Origin of the sequence: Cellvibrio sp. ARAG 10.3, from assembly GCF_051846955.1 — a bacterium.
Classification (GTDB): domain Bacteria; phylum Pseudomonadota; class Gammaproteobacteria; order Pseudomonadales; family Cellvibrionaceae; genus Cellvibrio.
Window position 1 is genome coordinate 25,149 of the sequence record NZ_JBPYCU010000022.1, and the last position, 24,903, is coordinate 50,051.

Below are 24,903 nucleotides of genomic sequence, written 5' to 3' on the forward strand. Positions count from 1 at the left end.
TATAAACGCATGTGAAGTGTTGATAATGAATCCGGATTTGCAACAACTCCATCCCTACCCTTTTGAAAAATTGGCTGCGCTGAAAGCGGCGGTGACGCCACCGGCACATCTCTCACACATCGCGTTATCCATTGGCGAACCGAAACAAGAACCACCGGCATTTGTGTTGCAAACACTGGTCGACAACCTAGCTGCCTTGTCCCAGTACCCGACCACCAAAGGATTGCCGGAATTGCGCCAAGCCATCGCGACCTGGGCGACGCGGCGCTTTCAATTAAAGCCCGGCAGCTTTGATACCGAACGACATGTATTACCCGTCAATGGCACGCGCGAAGCCTTGTTTGCTTTTGCGCAGGCCCTGGTGGACCGTCAGCAACCCGAGTCACTGGTCGTGAGCCCGAACCCTTTCTATCAAATTTATGAAGGTGCAGCGATTCTTTCCGGGGCCGAACCCTTCTTTTTAAATTGCACGCCGGAAAATCATTTTATTCCCGACTTTGCAGCGGTAGATCCCGCTGTGTGGCGCCGCTGCCAGGTTTTATTTATCTGTTCACCGGGCAATCCCACGGGTGCCGTAATGAGCAGTGCGCAGTTAAAATCCCTGATCGCGTTAGCCGATCAATATGATTTTGTTATCGCATCAGATGAATGTTACTCGGAATTATATTTTGACGAGCAACAACCGCCAGCCGGCTTGTTGCAAGCCTGTGCAGAATTGGGTCGCGACGATTTCGCACGCTGCGTGGTGTTCCACAGTTTATCCAAGCGTTCCAATCTGCCGGGGCTGCGCTCCGGCTTTGTGGGTGGCGATGCAGAGATCCTGAAAAAATTCCTGCTGTATCGAACCTACCACGGTTGTGCGATGCCTGTGCCCACACAATTGGCCAGCGTGGCGGCATGGAAAGATGAAGAACATGTGCGCGCTAATCGCGCCGCGTATCGTCAGAAATTCGAAGCTGTGTTGGCTATTCTTGACGGTGTACTGGATGTCAGCATGCCCGATGCCAGCTTTTACCTGTGGCCCAAAACACCACTGCGCGGCGAAGATTTTGCGCAGCAATTATTTGCGCAACAACATATCACCGTGTTGCCCGGTAGTTACCTCGCCCGCACCAGCGGAGGTCTGAACCCTGGCGAGGATTATGTCCGCATGGCGCTGGTGGCGCCGCTGGCGGAATGTATCGAAGCAGCGCAACGTATCAAAACTTTTATTACCCATTTATGAACAGCCAAAAAAATCTAACCAAACAGGAGCGAGTGGATTTTATATTGCAGCGCTTGCAGACACTTTACCCTGCACCGCCTATTCCTTTGCAACATAAAGATCCCTACACCCTGCTGGTTGCTGTATTGCTGTCGGCGCAGTGCACTGACGAACGTGTTAACCAGGTAACACCCGCGTTGTGGGAACTCGCCGATAATCCGTTTGATATGGCCAAGGTACCGGTAGAAAAAATTCAAGCCGTCATCCGCCCGTGTGGCCTGTCGCCACAAAAATCCAAAGCGATTTCGCTGTTGTCACAGATACTGGTCAATGAGCATGCCGGGCAAGTACCGGAAGATTGGGACGCGCTGGAGCGTTTGCCCGGCGTAGGACATAAGACCGCCAGCGTGGTGATGAGCCAGGCCTTCGGCCACCCGGCGTTTCCGGTGGATACCCATATTCACCGCTTGGCCCAGCGCTGGGGATTGACCAACGGTAAAAATGTGGTGCAAACCGAAAAAGACTTAAAACGGTTGTTCCCCAAAGACACCTGGAATGCCTTGCATCTGCAAATTATTTATTACGGCCGCGAACATTGCAGCGCGCGCACCTGCGATGGCACCGTCTGCGATATTTGTCGCACCTGTTACCCCAACCGCAAGAAACCGAAGGTTGTACTGAAAGCCTGATTTGAACAAGAGCATTGGTTATGACAATTACCCTCTACGGCATCAAGAATTGCGACACCGTCAAGAAAGCGCGTGATTGGCTAGCTACACAGAAAATCGATTATCGCTTTCACGACTTTCGCGTTGACGGCCTGACCGAAAACCAGGTTAAGGAATGGATCAATACTCTCGGTCTGGATACATTGGTAAACAAACGCAGCACCACCTGGAAAGAACTGGATGAAGCAACCAAATCCGTTTTTGATGCACAAACGGCCGTAGCTGTGATTGTTAACAACCCGACCTTGATCAAGCGGCCGTTACTGGATACCGGCAAGCAGCAACAGGTGGGTTTTAAGGCAGCCGATTATGCGCGCGTATTTGGTTAATTGGAGAATGTGTCGGATTACGCCGCTGCGCGGCTAATTCGACCTACCCTTCGCACCCTGTAGGTCGGATTAGCCGCACAGCGGCGTAATCCGACATAAAAAGATTTTTACTCGCAAGCAATAGGAAAGACTATGACAACTCTTTATAGCCTCGGACTCGGTGTCGGCACCCACAATGCAAAAGGTGAATGGCTTGAAATTTTTTACGCGCAGCCACTGCTGAATCCTTCGGCCAATACCGTCGATGCCATTACTAAAATCGTGAACTACACCGGTGGCAACCACGCGATCAATATCACCCCTGCACAAGCCACCGAATTGGCCGATGCACTGGCGGGCGCTGGCGACGACAGCCAGTCCGCTGTTGCGCGCACGCTCAGCAAAAGTCAAAGACCCCTGGTTGTGACACTGTTGGAAAGTGATACCGGCCCCGCGAGTGTGCCGGAAGCCTATTTGAAATTGCATCTGTTATCGCATCGTCTGGTAAAACCCCACGGCACAAACTTGAACGGCATCTTTGGTGTATTGCCTAACGTGGCCTGGACCAACCAGGGCGCCGTTGATCTGGCAGAATTACCGGAGCGTCAATTGCAAGCGCGCGTGAACGGCGAATTACTTGAAGTGGCCTGCGTCGATAAATTTCCCAAGATGACCAACTATGTCGTACCGAAAGGCGTGCGCATTGCACACACCGCGCGTGTGCGTTTGGGCGCGTATCTGGGCGAAGGCACCACCATCATGCACGAAGGTTTTGTGAACTTTAATGCGGGTACTGAAGGCCCGGCGATGATTGAAGGCCGTATCTCCGCCGGTGTGTTTGTCGGTGCGGGTTCTGACCTGGGCGGTGGCAGCTCGACCATGGGCACCTTGTCCGGCGGCGGCAACATTGTGATTTCTGTCGGCAAGGAATCACTGATCGGCGCTAACGCCGGTATCGGTATTCCCTTGGGAGATCGCTGCAAGGTGGAATCCGGTTTGTATATTACCGCCGGCACCAAGGTGATTGTGCTGGATGACACCGGCGCTGAAGTGAAGACGGTAAAAGCCCGTGAATTGGCCAACGAATCAGATTTGGTATTCCGTCGCAACTCCATTACCGGGCGAGTGGAAGTGGTTACCAATAAAAGTGCATTGCAGTTAAATTCGGCGTTGCACAGCAATTAAATTCTCCACATCGTTTTGTTCATCAATGTTGTCTGTTGCTATGAGTGAAACCTTGTGATGCTGTAACTTTATGTCGGATTACGCCGCGTTGCGGCTAATCCGACCTACTTTTAAACCTATCGGGAGAGAAACATGGGTGCCCAGTGGAAAGCAAAACATCGCGAAGCGGCGGCAAATGCCAAGGGTAAACTATTTACCAAACTGACCAAGGAAATCATGATTGCGGCGCGCAATGGTGCGGACCCCGATATGAATCCCCGTTTACGCCTCGCCGTAGAGCAAGCCAAAAAAGCTTCCATGACACGCGAGACACTGGAGCGCGCCATTAAAAAAGGTTCAGGCCAACTGGACGGTGCGGTGAATTACGAAAAAGTCACTTACGAAGGTTTTGCGCCGCATCAGGTACCGGTGATTGTTGAATGCCTGACGGACAACGTGAACCGTACGATCTCCAGCATGCGCGTGCTGTTCCGCAAAGGGCAATTAGGCTCGTCGGGTTCTGTGTCCTGGGATTTTGATCATGTCGGTTTGATTGAAGCCTCGCCGGCCAATGCGGATGCTGATCCGGAATTGGCCGCTATTGAAGCCGGTGCGCAGGATTTTGAAACGAATGACGACGGCGTAACATTATTTATTACTGATACCACGGATCTGGATTTGGTGTGCCGCGCTTTGCCTGCACAGGGTTTTACCGTGGAATCGGCCAAGTTAGGGTATCGCCCGAAAAATCCGGTGAGCTTAACCGGTGAAGCGCTGGAAGAAGTGGAACATTTTCTGGCGGCTATCGATGACGATGACGACGTGCAGGAAGTTTATGTGGGTTTGACGGATTAAACGGGTTGTCGGGTTACGCGGCGTTGCCGCTAACGCGACCTACGGGTATCGATTATTTGAGGCGGTTAAACAGTGAAGGTATCAACGCATTCGGTGTTAATTGGTTACATTACCTGGATCATGGGTTTTATGGGGGCGCATCGATTTTATTTCGGAAAACCGCTCACCGGGACGCTGTGGTTTTTTACCTTTGGTTTGTTGGGCATCGGTTGGTTGATTGATATTTTCTTCATTCCCTCCATGGCCCGCGAAGCGGATACACGCTTTCGCCCCGGTCCGATTGATTATTCCGTGGCGTGGATTTTACTGGCGTTTCTCGGGCTCTTTGGCGTTCACCGCATGTATTTGGGCAAGTGGATTACCGGTTTGATTTACCTGTTTACCCTGGGCCTGTTTGGCCTTGGCTGGTTGTACGACTTGTGGACCTTGAATGGCCAGATCGATGAGCGCAACCGCGATTAAATGCAAGGTCGGATTAGGCGCCCAGCGCCGTAATCCGACATAAAACAAAAAGATGTGATGTTAAAACCTTGTCGGATTACGGCGCTGGGCGCCTAATCCGACCTACGGGTTAACCGTTGGTTTTGTCCTTTTCCCCCTCGGTTTTTTGCTCTTCCGCTTTCAAGGCCAATTGCGGCTGGCGTATCTGGGTAATGCGATCATAGTCAAATTGGCTGACCGTGAAAGCTTGCTCCTGATCATCGCGCTTAACGAAATACTTATCGTCTGACTTCAGGAATTCATATTGCCGCTCGCCGGCACCCGTGTTTACCCTAATAACAACCGGCTCTCCTTCCGGTTGTTGCTCAGCTACATCAATAATGCGCAGGTTGCTGAAGGCGTTCGCCAGTTCCTGTGCTTTTTGGGTATCAACTTTGAGGCTTTCTGCATCCGTAGCGTCGTTTGGTTCTCCGGCAAATGACCATTGGTCATCCGTTTTTTGCAGCGTGTAATCCGGCCCTTTAATCTGCTTTAAATCCTTGGCGCTGAGCAAGGTTTTATCCAGCCATTCCGTGTCGGCGACCGGCATGTCAAAACTGTTCAGGCTCACCGAATAAACCTCATCCTCACCCGGTCGACGCACATGTACCTTGCGGAAGCCGGGTGAGGTGCCCAGCAACACCTCACCCAGTTTTTTATCGCCTGCAAACAGCTCTACACGGCGCTGGAAATTATCATCGGTGAGCTCAAAACGTTCGTGACTTGATGTGGTTGTGGTCACTGGCCAACTCACCTTGGTCGCCTGAAGTTTATCGAGCAACGCCGGCACTTTTTTATCCACTACCGGCAATGCGTGCAGCTCCGGCAATTGCCATTGATCGCCGGATTTTTGCAGCGTCACATGGCTTTCCGTATCCGCAATAACCAGTTTATCTATTGCTGCCGTTTCAAAACTGAGCAAAGGCTCGCTGGTCGCCTGGGGCGTTGACTGCGCTTTATAAAAGAACAGCCCACCCGCCAGAACCACCTGTGCTGCCAGGATCCCCGCCAGCCAACTATGGTATTTTTTCATGGTGTGCTCCCTAGTGTGCGAGTAATTGTTGATAAGCTTTTTGACGTGAGCGGTTTATCTGGTAACGCACGCCCGCCACAATCAATAGCGCCAGTAACGCCAGGCCATAGTTCAGGTATTCCCAGAACAATTGCGTGCTGTGCTCCAGGGTCGGCAAGGTGCGATTGAAATTGCCGCGCGAACGAATGCTCAGCAAGCCGGCATCTTCCAGTGACCAGTCGACGGTGTTAGCCAGCAATTGCAAGCTGTTAAGGTATTCGCCACCGCCCGCTGCACCGGCCATCTGCAATAATTGATCGGTGAGAAAATCGTTGGAGCTGAACAGAATAATCCGCGCAGACTCTGGCGAGCGCTCGATCACACCGGATACCGTCGTGGTATCACCTGCGCCGTCTTGCGTGTTTTCTTCATCAGCCTGTGCCAATAGCGGCGACGCTTTTCCGGCGAAATAGGAATCAAACCGGCCTGCCGATATAACACCGAGCAAGCGGGATTTTTGTTCGCCCTCCGGCGTAAACCGACTCAGGCTGCCACCGTCAACACGAGGCATGACCTGCGTGGAGGTGGATAACCAGGCGTTGTCGGATGAACGTAGCAATTCCGTTATCGTGCGCGACTTTTGTTTTTCCTGATCGACAATGATCGGCGATGCCCAGGCCAGGGTCGCTTGCGGCAGGTTGGCCGTAATCGGGTTGTCCTGATTCAATCCTTCACCGCGTACATCAACAAAGTAGGGATAATCCAGCATGCGGATTTCCTGCACGGTAAAGCCACCCACATTCCGTGCAACCGGCACCGGGAAAGGCACGTTTTGTGTGTCCATGACCAACTGGTTCTCGATCTGCAAACCGTGATGCGTGAGCCATTCCTGCAAACCGCTGGTTTGTGGTTGCACACTCAGGCTGCGATTGGAAACACTTGCCGAATACGGCGAGGTTGCCGCGATAACCGTGCCGCCCTGCATGAGGAATTGATCCACCGCGAAGAGTTGTTTTTCATCCAGGTTTTTGGGCGCAGCGAGTAACAGGATATCGGCTTGTCCTGACACACGGCCATCGCTCAAGTCCTCCCCTACCACATTCAGTTCAGCACCCAGGAAACTTTCCAGCTGATTAAACTGCGGCGAATTCATACCGCCAAATTGATGAGGCGTCGCCGGTGCGGGAGCAACCAGTGCTACGGTTTTGGTAAATCCGCTAGCGAAGCGTTTAATGGCCGACGATAAATTTCGCTCAAAACTCGCTTCACTCATATCGTCCAGTGGAATCTGTACAACCTGTTCACCCTGGCCGAGCGTCAGGTAGAAATAAAAGCGGTCGTTGCTAAACAGATTGGTCGCCATGGGCTGGAAACCGTAGTCCTGTAAAATCTGTTGGCCCACTGCACCGCCATTGGCTTCCGGTTCCAGGAAATTCACTGTTAACCGACCCTTGGATTGCTGCTGCATGGTTTGCGTGTGTTCGGCTACCACTTTGCGGAATTCTTGCAAAGGCTGCGGCAGACGCGCATCGGCAGAGATATACGCATTGAAAGTAAGCTCGCCTTTTACCGTATCGAACAAATTGCCCCCGGCCTGGTAAGTGTGCAGCACTTTTTTGATGGCCCGGGTCAGGTCATGTTCCGGGTTGCGCAACTGCACATTCAGGTCGCCTTCACCACGGGTTTTAATCTCAATCAACTCACGGAAGCCGAGAACCTGATATTCATCGCCATACTGCACCAGCACGTTGAAATAAGAATTCACCACCGCGGCCTGATAGCGATCTGCCACCTGGAAGGGCACCGGTTGAATGGCGTACTTTTGATTAGCCTCTTCTTCCAGATCCGGTTGCGTCACCGGGTCGACAAATTCAACGCGCACCCGGCCGTCGCTGACCACTGCATATTCCTGCATCAGGTCGCGCAGTTGCGGTACCAACGGCGATAACAGCGGGTGGGTTTTGCTGCTGAAGTAACCGCGTAACAGCAACGGCTCCTGCAATTGTTGCAGGTATTCTTCCGTTGCCGGTGAGATGGAATACTGGTTGCCGGCGGTGGCATCAATGCGCAGGCTGTTGACCTGGCCCAGCCAGAAATTTGCACCGACCGCATTGGCAACCAACAACGCCGTCATTACCCGCCAACCCGTGTGATGCTCGCGGCTACCGGTTAGCGCCCAGCGCTCGCGTTCAAGCGAGAAGGTATTCAGCGTGAGAAACACAGCAATCAAACTCAGGTAGTAATACAGATCACGCAGATCAACAACGCCGCGCGTAATGGATTCAAAGCGCGAGCCGGTACCGAGCAAGCGCAACCACTCCCCGGCCTGGTTACCGAAAAAGTCTGTCAGGGTTTTGCTGCCCAACAGATAAAAGATACCGCACACCGCAACCGCCGTTATGAGGCTGACTATCTGGTTATCACTGCGCGAAGAAACAAACAGGCCGGTGCTGAGATAGGCAGCACCTAACAAAAAGGTTGCAAGGTAACCCGCCCAGACTGGCCCCCAATCGAGCTCACCGATGATGGCCACGGTAATGGGTAAGGGCAAAGTAATCAGCAAGGCAATCGCCAACAATGCCAGGCAACCGAGGAATTTTCCCAGTACAAAATGCCACACCGGCACGGGCTGGGTCAGTACATGCTCCAGGGTACCGGTACGCCGCTCTTCGCTCCACATCCGCATGGTGAGAGTGCTGGCAAGGAAAATTAACAGCAGCGGCATCCACTCAAACAAGGGGCGCACATCAGCGATGTTGCGCGAGAAAAATGCTTCGCCCCAAAAGAAAATAAACAAACTGACTGCCGCAAACACAGCCAGAAATAAATAGGCCACGGGCGACGCAAAAAATAAGGTAATTTCCTTGGCCGCAATACGGCGAATGGTGTGTTTAGGCTGCATGGCGCATACCCTCCTTGTCGGTTCCGGTTTGTTGATTAACTTCGCGGAACAGGGATTCAAGATCGCGCACTTCGGCATATAACTGATACAGGTCGGCACCCGCTGCAATCACTGCCTTTGCCAGTGCAGCCCCGACAACATCCAGTTCAGCATCGTCATTCAGGGTCACGCGATGAACGGCGCGCGCGCCATCACCGGATTGAAGTTCACATAAATGAACACCGGGAATATGTGCGAGTGTGCGAAGGCTATCGTCACTCATCGGGCTGGTAATGAGTTGCAGGGAGCGGCTTTGGCGCAGGCTATCCAACCGCGCATCTATCACCAGGCGACCGCCGCGCACCATCAGCACACGGTCACACAGGGCATCAACTTCCTGCATGATATGAGTGGACAAAATGACGGTAGCTTCCTGGGCAATATCGCGAATCAGTTCACGCATTTGTAATGTCTGGGTGGGGTCCAGGCCGTTGGTAGGTTCATCAAGAATTAACAGGCTGGGTTTACCCAGAAGCGCCTGCGCCACACCAACCCGCTGCTTAAAACCGCGCGACAGGGTCGCAATCGGGGCCAGTAATTTTTCACCGATAGCCGTGGCTGATAAAACCCGCTTGACCTCTGCCTGCTTCTGCACGCCGTGTAAACCTTTCAATGAGGCAGCGTAATCCAGATAGTCGGCGACAGTCATCTCTGGATAAACCGGCAAGCTTTCCGGCAGATAACCGATATGTTGCTGCACCGTTTTCAGATGCTGACTGAGATCCAAACCGTTCATTTTGATGTGGCCGCCACTGGGCTCCAGATAACCACTGAGCATCTTCATGATGGTGGTTTTACCCGCGCCGTTGTGGCCCAACAGCCCCACAATTTCACCTTTTCCAATAGAGAAAGTCACACCGTCCACGGCAACGACGTCGCCATAGGTGCGCTTGAGAGAATTGACATCAAGCATAATGCCCTCCATTAATAGACGTAGCTAATAGAGAAAAAAATAAAAATAAATTTAATTAATTTTTACGCAAAACAGAGGGGGATAACGTGCGGTCTTGAGACGGCATATAGTCAAGTTATACATTGTTATTATTCCTGGTTAACCGGGGACATTCCCATCAACAATGGTATGAAATGATTACAGCGCCGCTTAGATAGGGGCGGTTGATAAAAGTTTCAAGGGTTGTGGGTTGGGTTGATTTTGGGCATCGTTCATGTCGGATTACGGCGCTGTGCGCCTAATCCGACCTACTCGTTTGCAAAAATTTTTTGTTGCGGGTATTGAAAAAAATATTGCCTGCCCTAGATAAATAATTGCCTCGGGTCTCTTGAGAACGAGGCATTGATATTAACTGTATTGTTTATCGCTTCTTAATGGAGGATATCGTTATGAATACAATTGATCTCACCCCCCTCTATCGCAGCAGCATCGGTTTTGATCGACTGGGTGCACTGCTGGATACCGCGCTACGTGCTGAACAGGCTTCTGCCGGTTATCCCCCGTACAACATCGAAGTGGTTGGCGACAACCGCTACGGGATCACCCTGGCCGTTGCCGGCTTTGATCGGGACGAGCTGGATATCCAGGTAGAAAAAGGCGTACTGACCGTTCGCGGTAAAAAATCCGAGGACGGAAAGGAAGAACGCAAGTATCTGTACCAAGGCATCGCCACCCGCGCGTTTGAGCGCAAATTTAATTTGGCCGATCACGTGGAAGTCACCGGTGCCGAGTTGACTAACGGCTTGTTGACCATCAGCCTGGTAAAAGAAATTCCGGAGGCGATGAAACCCAGAACCATCGCCATCAATCAATCCGGCAATGTGCTTGAACACCAGGCCGGGAAAGACAAAGCTGCCTAGTGCAATCAGGGCGACGGCTAAGGCCGCCGCCCTTTTTCTTTCCGGGTCTTTCCGGCTTTAGCGCAACTGAGAGCCTTCAGCGAAACTGAGGGCCCGCAGCGAATCCGAGAGCACTCAGCGAAACTGGGAGCCTTCAGCACATAATGATAGAATCGCGGCCTTTGCCACATCACCTGCCGATTCCCAGGAAGCCGCGTTATGTCTTTGTCCTCCACCCTGCAACTCGCTCTTGACCTTATCCGTTGCCCTTCGGTAACACCCGACGACGCTGGCTGCCAGGAGATGATGATCCAACGCCTGGAAGCTATTGGCTTTCGCACCGAGCGGCTGCGTTTTGGCGATGTGGATAATTTCTGGGCCGTGCGCGGAGACAGCGGCCCGCTACTGGCGTTTGCCGGCCACACCGACGTAGTGCCCACCGGCCCGGAAGCCAACTGGAATAATCCACCCTTCGAACCCCGGATTATCGACGGCATGTTGCACGGACGCGGCGCCGCAGACATGAAAGGCTCACTCGCCGCTATGGTGGTTGCCTGTGAAAATTTTGTGGCGCAACACCCGGACCATCGCGGGCGCATCGCCTTTCTGATCACCAGCGACGAAGAAGGCCCCTCCATTAACGGCACAGTGAAAGTGGTGGAGTGGCTCGAAGCGAATCACACCAAGATTACCTGGTGTATCGTGGGTGAACCCTCATCCACCCAGGTGGTGGGCGATGTGATTAAAAACGGTCGGCGCGGTTCACTGGGCGGGTTATTAACGGTGAAAGGCATCCAGGGTCACGTTGCCTATCCGCACCTGGCAGATAACCCTATTCACAAGCTGGCCCCGGCGCTCGCTGAACTAGCCGCTGAACATTGGGACGACGGCAATGAATTTTTCCCGGCCACCAGTTTTCAGGTTTCCAACATCAACGGCGGCACCGGTGCCACCAATGTGATCCCCGGTACGGTTGAGGTGGTATTTAATTTCCGCTTCTCCACCGAACTTACCGATGCCATCCTGCGTGAGCGCACCGAAGCCATTCTGAAAAAACACGGCTTGAATTACGATCTGACCTGGACACTCAGTGGCCAGCCGTTTCTTACACCACGCGGTGATTTGGTGAATGCGGTCGTAGCCGCCATTAAAAGCGAAACTGGTCGCGAGGCTGAACTTTCTACTTCCGGTGGCACGTCAGACGGTCGCTTTATCGCCCCTACCGGCGCGCAGGTTGTTGAACTCGGCCCCATCAACGCCACGATTCACAAAGTGGATGAGTGTATCAGCGCAGCGGACCTGGATACTCTGACGGGTATTTATGAAAAGGCGCTAAGAAACCTATTAGTGTAAAAACCACATATAAATCACGTCTACTGAACAACTTTCCTGGCTCGTATGTCGCGCTCGGCAGAGCGCTTGAGGCCAAAAATAACGGTTACTATTCCCCCAGCTTTTAAGCCATTATTTACTAATGAAAAAATATGTTAATAATGTGAACTGTAATCGGTTACACACAGCCTGTAACCGATTACACTATCCCCTCTGCTAATGGTCAATAAGATTTAATAAATGCCAGGTGCAGAGAAAGACTGCATCCGCACCGTTATTCGATTTCTTCCGATTAACTGCTCTCTGATCTTTGTTCTGCCCTGGCTTTGTTGCAAGAGCTTGTCGTAGCCGCCGAAACGGCGATATGAGTGGCGGAAACAATGCTGCGGATCGCTTATTAAAAACTCACTATAAAGGCAAAAATCATGACGATAAAAAATCTGCGTCCTTCCCCAGAAGGCACGTGCACCTTTTTTAATAGATTTTTAAAAGCAAGCCGACGCTTCTATGGCATATCAGGGATGATTCTGACCGCTTCTCTTGCTTCTACGAGCGCTTTTGCAGGCTTTTCGGTATCGGGAACGCAGTTGCTGGATGGCAATGGAGAACCATTTATTATGCGGGGCGTGAATCATGCCCACACATGGTATCCCGATCAGACCGGTGCTTTTTCAGACATCGCAAATACCGGGGCTAATACCATCCGGGTGGTGCTGAGCGACGGACAACAATGGACGCGCAATAGCGCTGCTGATGTGGCCAATGTCATCTCACTTTGTAAGCAAAACGAGCTGGTATGCGTGTTGGAAGTCCATGATGCGACGGGTTACGGTGAGGCCAGTGCGGCAGGCACTCTGACTAATGTAGCGCAATATTGGGTGGACATTGCTGATGTTCTGCGTGGACAGGAAGACTACGTCATCATCAACATTGCGAATGAACCCTATGGCAATAATGTTGCGGCAGATGCATGGGCTACCGGTCATCAAGCCGCCATCCGGACATTGCGCGGAGCGGGCCTCACTCACACCTTGATGGTGGACGCGGCAAACTGGGGGCAAGACTGGTCGAATACCATGCTGCAGAATGCTTCCAGTGTGGCGTCCGCGGACAGCCTGGGTAACACCATGTTTAGCGTGCACATGTATGAGGTGTATCAAAACCGCAGCACGATTGAAAACTATGTGACTACATTCCTGAACTCACACAATCTACCCTTGGTGGTCGGTGAATTCGGTGCAGACCACGGCGGAAATTTTGTCGATGCTGATTCAATTCTCGCCGTCTCCGAACAGTACGATATCGGCTATATCGGATGGTCATGGTCGGGTAACGGCAGCTGCTGTTATTCGCTGGATATCGTTAATAATTTCGATGCATCAAGCCTTTCAACCTGGGGCGACCGTTTGATTAACGGCACCAATGGAATAAGACAAACGTCCGAGCTTGCAACAATTTACAGCGGCGTTGTCACCAGCAGCAGTTCAACGTCTTCAAGCGTGGCTTCCAGCGCGGTCAGCTCCATTTCCTCCAGTGCCGGAGGCGGGTCTACAGCAGCATCCTGTAATTGGTATGGGAGTACTTTCCCCGTGTGTGCCAACCAAGCTACGGGTTGGGGTTGGGAGAATAACCAGAGCTGTATTGCGCGTGCCACGTGTAGTGAACAGCCGGCCCCCTACGGCCTAATAGAAGCTTCATCAAGCTCCGTCTCCAACGGCAACAGTTGTGGTACGGCAGCCAATGGCTATCCAGTGTGTTGTGGTGGCAGCGCATCGGACCCGGATGGAGACGGTTGGGGTTGGGAAAATAATCAGAGTTGTGTGGTGCAACCAATTACTGCTTCGAGTGCCTCCAACTCCAGCATCAGCGTTGGAGTAACCAATATTGCCCTGGCAAAACCCGCGACATGGTCCTCTGTTGATGGATATGCAGGTGACGGATCGGCTGCTGTCGATGGCAATACCAGCACACGTTGGGCAAGCGCATGGAATGATGCAGAATCGCTCTCTGTAGATTTACAATCGATCCATTCATTGAGCCGTGTGGTACTGAATTGGGAGGCCGCCTACGGACGCGCCTACCGCATTCAAGTATCAAATGATGCACAAAACTGGACCGATATTTATTCTGAAACGGCGGGTAACGGCGGGGTCGACGATCTGACGGTATCCGGTACTGGTCGCTATGTAAGAATGCTCGGTGTATCCCGCGCGACAGCATGGGGTTATTCGTTGTGGGAGTTTGAAGTGTATGGCGTTCCAGCGGGTAGCTCAGCGTCGAGCACATCTTCCAGCACTATATCGTCCAGCAGTACACCCAGTTCCAGTAATTCATCTTTAAGCAGTAGTGTTGTGGCTTCATCTGTTAGCAGTGTCGCTAGCAGTTCTACTCCCAGCTCAGGTGAGATTCTTGAGTTCGGCCCGGCAGACGCAACCTATACCGGCGGTGCGGTTAACAGCGGCACTTATGGTGAGCTAGGGGGAAGCCCTTCCGCTATCAGCTGGAATTTTACTGCTCCTGTTGATGGTGAATACCGGATCGTATTCAGCTATAGCACTCCATACGGACCTAAAACGAATCACCTCTCCATTGCGGGCATATCTTCAGCGTTGAACTTTGATTCTGTAAATATTGCAGCGTACGAACAGACAATGAATCTCTCCGCAGGTCAACATACGGTTACCTTATCAGCCGAGAGCAGCGATTGGGGTTACATGGCTGCACACGGATTAACCGTAGAGCTATTGGGCGGCCTTACAATAACCAGCCCGGCTAATTTCGCTCAACTTCCTTCCGGTGCCGACATCGAAATTGCGTTCGAAAAATTTGGATCGGGCGATCTGCTGTATTCAATCAATGGTGGCGAAACTCTGCGGCACACCGGTTCAAGTCCGCTCGTTATCCCCACCCATGGTGATGATGTCTACCGGATTTCCCTGTCTGTGGACGGAACCGGAATCAGCAAATCACTACGCGTAACTGTGGGCAATCCACCGGCGTCCGAATTCGTTGAAACGCAGGGGACACAGTTTGTTTTGAACGGTCGTCCGTGGTATTTCAATGGTACCAACCAGTATTACTTGATGTTCAAACCAAAGCCGATGACCGATGATTTTTTCGAGCGTGCAGCACACCTTGGCATGAATGCAGTACGCACCTGGATGTTCTGTCATCACTCGGGTACTCATGACGGCGTATGTATTAACCGTTACGACGGAAGCTCTTCCGCCACAGCAGAACAGGCACGTGAACATTTCCTTGCACTGAAAAGTAATCCCACCGCTGAAGAGCAAGCAATTTTAGACCGTAGTTGGGATCTTCTCGATTACTACGTGGCGAAGGCCGAGGAAAAAGGAATAAAACTGGTGCTTGCACTGGGTGACAATTGGCCCGGCAACAGTATGGGTGGCATCGATGTATTCGCTCGGGCTGTGGGAGGAAATGGTATACCGGGAGCCTACAGCAACGTCGAAGCGCGCAAGCTGTACAAGATGTGGGTCGATGTTGTGTTGAACAGGATGAACTCCTACACAGGCGTGCGTTACAAAGATGATCCCACAATCATGATCTGGGAACTGGCGAATGAACCACGTTGTACCGGAGGTTCAGGGTGTGCTGTCGGTTCAACTGATTATGAAAATTTCAACGCATGGATAGCCGATATTTCTGCGCATATTAAACAAGAAGCACCCAACCAATTGGTGTCCATCGGCGCAGAGCTTGATAACAATGATACCGACGCATTTGTGAGAGGCATCCACGAGCATGCCACCGTAGATGTCGTGAGCGCACATATTTATCCGAAGCCATGGAATCTCACGACGGATCAAGCAACCTTTGATTTATTTAATAGCCGCATTGAGCTGGCGCGGCAGATCGGCAAGCCACTGTACTACGGTGAATTTAGTTATCGCATGGAACAAAGCACGGGTCAGGCAGACGCCCAACATCGGGCAGATCTGTTCGAGGCCTGGTATCAAATTGCTTACGCAAACCGGGATGTATTGGGTGGCATGATGAGCTGGCAGCTATCTGGCCTCGAGTGGGGCAACGGCAACACCGGTTCATGCCAGTGGTGCTCTGGGCCATATGGCGAGTATTCAGGCGGTTGGTACGGTAACCATGACGGCTACCAGTTTTACTGTACGCTGAATGATTCCGAGTACAGTATCACCGGCCTCGGCGCTACCGGAACTAACGTGGAAGGCAGCGTGATCAATCTGGAGTGGCACAAGCCAACCTGTGATGTGGTGCGAGGTTATTCGGATCTCATTCATAGCTTAAACAACGAGCAATAAAGGCTTTAAACAGTAATAAAAAGCCGCTCTCTGTATAACGGAGGCGGCTTTTTTGGTATGTCATCCCAGCGGATGAAGTAAACCGGTTATGAAATGTAGTCACTAAGACAAAATGAAAACGGTTACACAAACACCGTCGGTAGCTTTGTTAAAAAATCCGCCACCCTGACCAATAATTAAACATTTCACACGTCTTCCTCGCCTTTTCTGCCGCCGGACTCCAGTGGCTAACGCCAGTCGACGTCTTTTTCTGTTTCTATTTGTTCATCTCTTGTCACTCTTGGTAACAAAATATGTATACGGTTACAGCTGGACACCTCTCTAATTAACATATCAAGTATGCTAAAGAAGGTAGCTAAGGCAATCAAAAATAGAAGATAATCTATTGTTTTAAAAGTAAAAAATTAAATAACTACATGTTTGCCACTGTTTTAACTAACGAAAACATACGTCTAACATAGATAAAATAACATTGAAAATGTAATCCGTTACAAATAGCATGGTCTTGCTTAGGCGTCGCTGGTCACCCCACCCAAAGCGACGCCGGAACTCCATAAAAATCACAAAGGAACTTAAGCTCATGAAACGTATTAACTCTTTTTCACTCAAGCTATTACCCAGCCTGATCGCTACGGTTGTCGCTGCCGGTGCTCACGCACAAAGTGACGTTATCGAAGAAGTTTTTGTCAGTGGCGTGCGCAGTGCGCAGGAAAAAGCCATTGATATAAAGCGCAATTCAGCGGAGGTTGTCGACTCCATCTCGTCTGAAGACATAGGCAAGTTGCCCGACTCCACCATCTCCGATTCACTGCAACGCATTACCGGTGTGCAGATTGCCCGCAGCGCCGGACAAGGCGGACTGGTCAGCATTCGCGGCTCCCGCGAAGTGCTCTCAACCTTAAACGGGGAACTCTTTCTCACGGCCGAAAATATTCTCAATAGCCAGGCGAATTACACCGACGTACCCGCTGCGTTGATCAGCGGTGCGAACGTGTCAAAATCCTCCAGTGCGAAACAATTGGAAGGCGGGATCGGGGGCAGCATTGATTTGTTGACGCGCCGCTCGCTAACGTTGGACGAAGGCTTTAGTACATCGGTCCGCGTCCAGGGCAGCCATGGCAGCATCACGGAAGAAACCGATCCGGAAATCAGCGGGTTACTGGGCATGAACTGGAATGACCAAACGGCCATGTCGGTCGGTTTTTCCTACGCGGATCAAACGCTTTCAGATAACATCGTTTACTCGCGTGCGGGCGAAGAACGCACTGCGGAAAGCTGGGGTTGCGATTGCGACCTGGATGGTGACGGCGCAAAAAATACCGATTCACTGATGATGATGGCGTGGAATGGCCCCCAACTATACAACCGTATCGCAGAGCGTGAACGCCTCGGCTTGACGTACAACTTTAATTCTCAATTGAGCGACTCGTTGGAATTAAACATCGACATGTTTTACAACACCATGGATGAAAGAGCGTCGGGCAATTTCCTCAATGTGGGCTCCGAAGGAATTAATTACAATCGCGCTAACATCACACAGCTACACGGCGTGAATTCTACTGGCGATACCGGCCTTTATACCAACACTTACGCAACAGGCTTCACCGCTAATATGTATGGCGGCGTTCGCGCCGGTGTGGATTCCGATTACGTAGATACCTCGGCGTTCAACAACAGTATTGAACTGAAATACGACAACGGTGGTGCGTTTACCGGTAGTGTGCGCCTGGTTTCCTCGCGTGCTGATCGTGAGCAAAGCAATCTGGATCTCGCACAAAGCGCTCAATCTCCTGGCGGTAATGACGGGCTGGTTTACAACGTTGATGGTGACACCCGCGTAGTAAACCCGGGCTGGATTGAAGATTATTATCCCGTCACATTCACCACCAATAAAGACAACGTAAACGTTATATTTGATGAGACATTTGCCAATCGTCTCGCGCAAACAGAGTCCTGGTATTTCCACTCAGCCTGGCTCGAAGGCGAAACGCACGAATCGAACCTGGATGTGCTGCGTTTTGATGGCAATTTCAAATTAGCGGATGAAGGTATTACCTCGATTGATTTCGGTGTACGCCGCGCTGACCGCGATATGTCACGTAATACTTACCACTACTTCATGGATACCGGGTTAGTAGCTTACGAACCCGACACCATGACGCCCTACAACATGTTGGTTAAGTATCACGAAGCCGGCTATGTACCTAATGTCACCAGCGGTGGTCAATTTGCCAATTACCTGATTGAAGTGTCCGATGGCGTTTACGACACTGTAGACAACCTGAACATCGAACCGGTGCGCGGGATTAATTTCGATGAAGCTTACGTGGGCGAATACCTCCACATGGTTGATGACATGGGTGCTGTTGTCGACAACTATAATCTGAGCATACCCATGGTTGATGTCTCTCGCATCGGTGACCACAAGAGTTTTATGGATAACCTCTATGAAACTGATCATGTCCGCAAACAACGCCCCGACGCCTCCTACACTGTTGCAGAAACACGCGAGTCGTTTTATATCAGTGCCAACTTCGAAAGCAGTCTCACCGATTTAATTACCCTGACAGGTAACGCCGGTGTACGCCATGTCACTACTGACATCACCGTAGAACGTAATATTACTGACGGAACGCTTGTACCCGATGTATTTGCCGGTGCCGACCCTAACCACACGCTATATCAGGATCAGGGCGATGAATTCCTGACAGTCAGCCATTCTCACTTCTTGCCTAGTGTTAATGCCAACTTTCTGTTTGGTGATAGCTTCAAGATAAAATTATCTTACGACGAGCGTACCTCATTGCAATCACTCAATAATTTTGGTGAGGCATCCAGCACGACGTACAGCAGCTTCCAGACCGATCCGGATACTGGCGCCACCTACCAGGCAATTCAGGAAGTTAAACGCGGTGGCAATCCCTACCTTGATCCATGGAGCGCCAAAGTCTACAACCTGGCCACAGAATACTATCCTTCCGATAATGCATTGCTCGGTTTGACATTCTTCTACATGGATATCGGCGGCTTTGTGGATACCCGAAGCACCAGCGCCGCTCTGCCCGACTCTGATGGTGTTGTGCGTAATGGTGCAACCGTCCAGGAACTGGTTAATGGTAAAAACGCTACGGTTGAAGGTGTGGAGTTTACCTATCAACAAAGCTTTGACTTCCTGCCCGGCTTCCTTGCCAATACCGGTTTAACGTTTAACTACACCTACTCACCAAGCACCAAAGAGGGTTGGGAATTTGCTGCTGACGGTGAAGATGTCCCCTTCAACGAAACCGCAAAAAATCAATCCAACATGGTTATCTGGTACAACGATGATCGGTTCGAGTTCCGGGTTGCAGCCAACTATCTAGGCAAGCGCTACGATGGTCAACTCGTCAGCTGGACAACTGATCCGCTCGCTACCGACAACGACGCCCAAATATTAGGTGGACTTGACCGTTGGGAAGACGAAACACTCTACGTTGATCTCAACAGTACCTACCATATCAATGACGCCGTTGATATCAACCTGAACGTGCAAAACCTGACTGAAGAAGGTTCCTACAAGTACATTCACTGGTCAGATTTCCGCAGTGAATACCACGCTTATGAACGTCGTATTACGCTCGGTGTGAACGCCAAGTTTTAATCATGGCCTCCTCGCTTAGGGGGCGGCTATCGCCCCCCGTTTTACTGAGCCAGTTATGTAATAGGTAGTTCCCATGCACCCCATTAAATCGTTGGTCATTGTCGGAGGTGGTACTGCAGGATGGATGGCAGCGGCATTTTTTGCCAAACGTTTCAGTAAAGAAGAGATTGACATAACGCTCATTGAATCAGCCAATATCGGTACCATTGGTGTCGGTGAGGCCAGTGTCCCCTCAATGAAGTTTTTCCTGACTGACCTGGGCATCACGGAAACCGATTTTATTGAACAAACCCAGGCTACGTTCAAACTCGGTATCGATTTTGAAGGATGGCATATGCCGGGAGAAAAATTCTTTCATCCCTTTGCCATGTTCGGTGCAAAAATTGCCAAGGTTCCGTTTCACCATTATTGGACACACTTACGTACACAACAGCTCGCCGAACCCATCGATGAGTATTGCTTGCCTGCGCAAATGGCACGCGCTAATAAATTTTCTTTACCCAGTAACGAGGCGCTTGATATTGCGCGCTTTAATTATGCTTATCACTTTGATGCAGGGCTATTTGCAGAATACCTGAGTGTGTTCGCACAAGCGCGAGGGGTTATCCGGCTAGAAGCCACTGTGTCTGTCGCCTTGCGGTCTTCTGACAATGGCAAGATTACCGCGCTGATGCTCAGCGACGGACGTCAGATCAAAGGTGACTTTTTTATCGACTGTTCCGGATTTCGCGGGTTATTAATCGAAGAAGCCCTACATACCGGCTATGAGCATTGGTCCGACTGGTTACCCTGTGACCGTGCTATTGCACTGCCCTGCTCTCATCAAGGGTTTATACCACCTTATACTCGGTCGCTGGCCTGCAAAGCAGGCTGGCAGTGGCGCATCCCTCTGCAACACCGCCACGGGAATGGTTATGTTTATGCCAGCCGCTACATAAGTGATGATGAAGCGCTTGGGGAATTAACCAATAATTTACATGCTGAACCTGTGGCAGAACCCAGGATAATACGTTTTACCACCGGCGTGCGCCGTAAGACCTGGAATAAAAACGTCTTTGCGCTAGGTTTGGCAAGCGGATTTTTAGAACCGCTGGAGTCGACCAGCATTTATATGATTCAAACGGCGCTCACCACATTATTCAATTATTTCCCCACATCGACAGAAGACAGTGCTCTGGCCACCAATGTCAACCGAATCCTCGCTGAACACAACGAGAAACTGCGGGATTTTATTATCTTGCATTACTTTTTAAATCGGCGTGTCGGCGAAGACTTCTGGGATGATCGACGAGCCATGTCGATACCCGATAGCCTGCACCAGCGTATTGACGAATTCCGCACCACCGCCAATCTGCGTCTTAATGATGTCGACTTTTTCCAATTGAGTTCATGGTTGGCTATGTTCGCCGGTTTTAATCGGTTGCCAGAATACCAACACCCCAAAGTTCGCCATGTAGACAATTCTCTACTGGTTAATGAATTGCAACAAATGCGCGCCGCTATTCACCGAATAACACAGGAACTTACACCGCATCAACTGTTTATTAATAAAAAGTCGAAGCAGACCTTCAATTAATCTGAAACCAAAATAATAAGACGGAATATTTTTATGAGCTCTACATTCGCCAAATACCATTGGTCATTATTGTTGTACCTGTTCTTTCACTTATTCTCTTGCGGCACCAAGGCTGCCGTAGCAGGTGAAATCACTTTTTTCTCGAATCGGGTCGACCTGGTTAACAATGGTAGCTATGCGCGCTGGGTTCGTGAATTTCAGGCCCAATACCCGCAAGCCCGAGTAAAGGTCCAAGGTATCACCGATTATGAAAGCAGCATGCCCAAGCGATTTGAGGCGCGGGATTATGGGGATGTGATGCTGGTACCACGCGATATGCCCAGGCAAACTTACCCCAAATATTTTGTGCCGCTCAATGATCTTCAACTTAGTGAAAATATTTATTTTCCTGACAACTGGGCCTACGATGGAAAACATTATGCCTATACCCAAGGCGTTATTGCCGAGGGACTGGTTTACAACAAACGTATATTCAAAGCCTCAGGTATCGACAGCCCACCCTTGACGCTTGATGACCTTCTGGCCAATGCAGCCAAACTCAAAACCGACAATAAGGTTCCGATTGCACTCAATATAGGCGCCGCCTGGCCATTGCAACAGTGGGATAAAGCGGTAATGGCTCTCAGTGGCGATGGTAATTATTTTGCCAAAATGATTCAGGATTCCCAGCCCTTCTCAGCAGGCAAGCCTTACTATAAATCACTCAAGATCGCGCATACATTATTTACCTCCAGTTACAGCGAGGAAGATTTTATTCTCAACAATTGGGAGCCTTCCAAACAGGATTTTATCGTCGGAAAAAATGCCATGTTTTTCCTCGGTAACTGGGTAGTTCCGCAGCTGGTTGAGTCCGGCATGCGTAGCACAGACATTGGCTTTATTCCCTTTCCTTTTGATAATTCAGGGCAGCCCAAGGCTATCCTGAATTTCGATTGGGGTATGGCGGTAAGCCGCTACAGTAAAAACCCGGATACCGCCAAGGCATGGATAAAATTCATTATTACCCACTCCGACTTTGCCGATGTGGCCGGATTTATCCCCACCGACAAATCACGCAAATCCAGAATGCCGCAGCTAACAGAATATATGTCGCATCAGCCGGTAATTATTCAGGCTGCCCCCGAAAGTAATGATTTTATTCGCCTCGCCAATAAAGCCGGTATGGATTTTATGAGTGGTAATTACATCCGCGACATTTTGCTCAGTCCGGACTTTGAAGGAAGTATGGCTTATTGGAATAAACGCTGGCGCCAGGCTAAGGCAAATTTCCATACCACGGCGTCAGGTGAGCAACCATGAAAAACTTATCTATTGTTGCACAGGTCATTTTTGGTTTTGTTGTACTGTTGGTACTACAGCTGGTCGTAGCAACATTCAGTATTACCAGTCAAAATCATTTGTCGACTAACGTCGACTTATCCTCTGGCGTTGTCACACCTTTACTTCAATCCAGTGCGCTACTGACGCAGAACCTGCAAGGTGCGGCGCAGTCCGTGAGCCAACATGCAGCGGAGTTGGAGTTACAGCGGTTAAATCAACTACAGGAAAAATTTCAGGCCTATCAGGATAGCTATCGCCGTGAGTATCAACACGCCGAGGATTACGCGGATGGAATTCCTGCGATAGCCGCACAACTTACCGCACTCAACCAATCCACAGAATCGACTTTCACGCTGGCACAAGCCCACCTGGAAGCACATGAGAATATGCTGCAAACAAAAGCGAGTGAATTCCAGGCACTACGTCAATTTGAAGACACCTGGCAGTACTTTGGCGCGGAGATGAAAGATATTCGCTTTAACATGGCAGATGCGGATATTCCCTCACAGTGGTTGCTGGCTTCAATAGAACAGGATGCTAACGAAGCCTCTGCACTCTTATCGAAGGTTCCCTCCATTCAGGCTATTGATGAGCTGCGTGAGCGAGCACGCGAGTTGCAATATTTCTGGGGCAATGTGGATAGAAAATATCAGGTTATGCAACAGCGTTTCCCGGCGGTCGCTGAACCCTTGAGTGACGTTGTTGCTATTCTGGAAAAACATATCACAGCGGACGATGGCGTTTTACATCAACAACAACAGTTGCTGGATTCGGAATCGGAAAGCCGTCGTTTATTGCAAGAACTGATACAACATCTTGATGGCAGCATGGATAAACTGGCCGCGCTGAACGATCACTTGAAGTCGTTATCGGACAATTCCAGTGAAGACACCAAAGCCGCGCTATCCAGCGGCGGCGCAACCATCTGGTCGGTATTCTTTATTTCCTTGATTGTCGGGGTAGCCGTGGCCGCCAAGGTCGTTTCCGGTGTGCGCCGACCTATCAAACAGCTGGTGCGGCGATTGGAATCGCTGGCAGAAAACGATCTGCGCGATCGCCATGAAAAATCGACGTCGGGTGAATTTGGTGAGATCTCTACTTCTCTGGACAAGCTCGTGAGCAATCTTATGCAAATTGTGCGCGACCTCAAAAGCCAAACCAATCATTTGCTTGTGATGGCTGATGCGACCAGCCGCATCAGTTCTAACTCCCGTCAGCAAATTGATTACCAAAAATCCCAAGCAGAAACCCTGGCATCTGCCGTTACCGAAATGGAACAAACAGCGCGGGACGTCGCGGTCAACGCTCAAAACACCAATCAGGTGGTATTCGATATTTATTCATCCACCAAATCTAGCCAGCAGGTCGTGAACGAAAATAAAACCTTGATTGGTAATCTGAATGACGAATTGAATCAGGCCGCGCAAGTCATTGACAGTTTGCGAAAAAACTCGGATGGCATAGGTTCCATCGTCTCCGTCATCAACGGTATCGCGGCGCAAACCAATCTATTGGCGTTAAACGCGGCCATTGAAGCTGCACGCGCCGGCGAACAGGGCCGAGGATTTGCTGTAGTTGCCGATGAGGTGCGTGCGCTGGCGACACAGACACAAGCATCTACCGCCGAGATAACGGACATGATTACCAATTTGCAAGCCAGCGCGATCAGAGCGACGGATATTACATTGCGCAACAAAACTATCGCGACGTCTTGCGTTGAACAATCGGACCTGGCCAGCGAAGCACTGGCTGGCATTGCCGGCGGATTGGATCGTATCAAGGACATGACTGCCGCCATCGCACAGGCGGTTAGAGAACAAAGTCAGGTAGCCACAGAGTTAGCCAAGGGTGTCGTCAGGATGTCTGATATAGCCGATGGTGTGCAACGCGAAGCCATAGAACTGGAAGAATCCAGTCTTGCCCTGAATCAGATGGCGCACCAACAGGAGCAGTTAACCGGTAATTTCGTTTTGCCTGCGCAGGCTACAGGGCGTTAGATGGCTGAAGAACTAACAGGTCATGTCGCTACGGCACTCTTCGCATCAGATTCCTCATTTCTGAATAGGGCTCTTATTGCGACGTTCGGGTCAGTTTTTCCTACACGAACTTGTAGCCCTGCGCACAAAAATCTTAATCGAACGATTGCAACTCCCGGTTTCATTATCGTTAGAGGTGGATGATCCGCCGTCGAGAGGCACCTTGCCTGTCGGAATTATCCACGGGAATCCGCCAAGGGTTCTTCACCAACAATAAC

Annotated in this window: 16 protein-coding genes; 13 read left to right on the forward strand and 3 right to left on the reverse strand. The window is 50.7% G+C overall.

Annotation, left to right across the window (positions count from 1 at the left end; all coding sequences use genetic code 11):
• Positions 1–25: 25 nt before the first annotated feature.
• From dapC to ACSV5M_RS19590, 6 genes are all read left to right on the forward strand, one after another.
• On the forward strand, positions 26–1,225 hold the full coding sequence (dapC, locus tag ACSV5M_RS19565) for a succinyldiaminopimelate transaminase (protein WP_439178307.1): 1,200 nt from the start codon (positions 26–28) through the stop codon (positions 1,223–1,225).
• Positions 1,222–1,893, forward strand: coding sequence for an endonuclease III (gene nth, locus ACSV5M_RS19570; RefSeq protein WP_439178309.1), 672 nt, complete (start codon positions 1,222–1,224; stop codon positions 1,891–1,893). The genes dapC and nth overlap by 4 nt, the downstream gene beginning before the upstream one ends.
• A 20-nt stretch (positions 1,894–1,913) precedes the next feature.
• Positions 1,914–2,261 (forward strand): ArsC family reductase, encoded by a 348-nt coding sequence (locus ACSV5M_RS19575; RefSeq protein ID WP_439178310.1) that lies wholly within the window; start codon positions 1,914–1,916, stop codon positions 2,259–2,261.
• Positions 2,262–2,393: 132 nt separating this feature from the next.
• Complete coding sequence (gene dapD / locus ACSV5M_RS19580) at positions 2,394–3,425, forward strand: 2,3,4,5-tetrahydropyridine-2,6-dicarboxylate N-succinyltransferase (RefSeq protein ID WP_439178312.1); 1,032 nt, start codon at positions 2,394–2,396, stop codon at positions 3,423–3,425.
• A gap of 132 nt (positions 3,426–3,557) precedes the next feature.
• Positions 3,558–4,259, forward strand: coding sequence for a YebC/PmpR family DNA-binding transcriptional regulator (locus ACSV5M_RS19585; RefSeq protein WP_439178314.1), 702 nt, complete (start codon positions 3,558–3,560; stop codon positions 4,257–4,259).
• Positions 4,260–4,331: 72 nt separating this feature from the next.
• Positions 4,332–4,721, forward strand: coding sequence for a TM2 domain-containing protein (locus ACSV5M_RS19590; RefSeq protein WP_439178315.1), 390 nt, complete (start codon positions 4,332–4,334; stop codon positions 4,719–4,721).
• Positions 4,722–4,830: 109 nt separating this feature from the next.
• Here ACSV5M_RS19590 and ACSV5M_RS19595 read toward each other — a convergent pair whose 3' ends face one another.
• From ACSV5M_RS19595 to ACSV5M_RS19605, 3 genes are read right to left on the reverse strand one after another with little or no spacing between them, the layout of a single operon-like run.
• The gene (locus ACSV5M_RS19595; RefSeq protein WP_439178317.1) at positions 4,831–5,772 is read right to left on the reverse strand and encodes a DUF4340 domain-containing protein; all 942 of its coding nucleotides are present in this window, start codon (positions 5,770–5,772) and stop codon (positions 4,831–4,833) included.
• Between the two features lie 10 nt (positions 5,773–5,782).
• Entirely contained in the window at positions 5,783–8,653 is a 2,871-nt protein-coding gene (locus tag ACSV5M_RS19600) for a Gldg family protein (RefSeq protein ID WP_439178319.1), read from the reverse strand.
• Positions 8,643–9,605 carry an ABC transporter ATP-binding protein gene (locus tag ACSV5M_RS19605; RefSeq protein WP_439178320.1) on the reverse strand — a complete coding sequence of 321 codons (963 nt, stop codon included), beginning with the start codon at positions 9,603–9,605 and terminating at the stop codon, positions 8,643–8,645. The genes ACSV5M_RS19600 and ACSV5M_RS19605 overlap by 11 nt, the downstream gene beginning before the upstream one ends.
• 428 nt (positions 9,606–10,033) lie before the next feature.
• Here ACSV5M_RS19605 and ACSV5M_RS19610 point away from each other — a divergent pair, with 428 nt between their 5' ends.
• The 7 genes from ACSV5M_RS19610 (at position 10,034) to ACSV5M_RS19640 (ending at position 24,646) form a co-directional block, all read left to right on the forward strand.
• A complete protein-coding gene (locus tag ACSV5M_RS19610; RefSeq protein ID WP_439178321.1) occupies positions 10,034–10,504 on the forward strand; it encodes an Hsp20 family protein in 471 nt (156 codons plus the stop codon).
• A gap of 204 nt (positions 10,505–10,708) precedes the next feature.
• A complete protein-coding gene (gene dapE / locus ACSV5M_RS19615) occupies positions 10,709–11,836 on the forward strand; it encodes a succinyl-diaminopimelate desuccinylase (RefSeq protein ID WP_439178350.1) in 1,128 nt (375 codons plus the stop codon).
• Positions 11,837–12,336: 500 nt separating this feature from the next.
• Entirely contained in the window at positions 12,337–16,113 is a 3,777-nt protein-coding gene (locus ACSV5M_RS19620) for a cellulase family glycosylhydrolase (protein WP_439178322.1), read from the forward strand.
• A gap of 580 nt (positions 16,114–16,693) precedes the next feature.
• Positions 16,694–19,753: a TonB-dependent receptor gene (locus tag ACSV5M_RS19625; protein ID WP_439178323.1), complete on the forward strand. Its 3,060-nt coding sequence runs from the start codon at positions 16,694–16,696 to the stop codon at positions 19,751–19,753.
• Between the two features lie 73 nt (positions 19,754–19,826).
• Positions 19,827–21,329, forward strand: a complete 1,503-nt coding sequence (locus tag ACSV5M_RS19630) for a tryptophan halogenase family protein (RefSeq protein WP_439178324.1) — start codon at positions 19,827–19,829, stop codon at positions 21,327–21,329.
• A gap of 33 nt (positions 21,330–21,362) precedes the next feature.
• Positions 21,363–22,628, forward strand: a complete 1,266-nt coding sequence (locus ACSV5M_RS19635; protein ID WP_439178325.1) for an ABC transporter substrate-binding protein — start codon at positions 21,363–21,365, stop codon at positions 22,626–22,628.
• Positions 22,625–24,646 carry a methyl-accepting chemotaxis protein gene (locus ACSV5M_RS19640; RefSeq protein WP_439178326.1) on the forward strand — a complete coding sequence of 674 codons (2,022 nt, stop codon included), beginning with the start codon at positions 22,625–22,627 and terminating at the stop codon, positions 24,644–24,646. Before ACSV5M_RS19635 ends, ACSV5M_RS19640 begins: the two co-directional genes overlap by 4 nt.
• Positions 24,647–24,903: the final 257 nt, after the last annotated feature.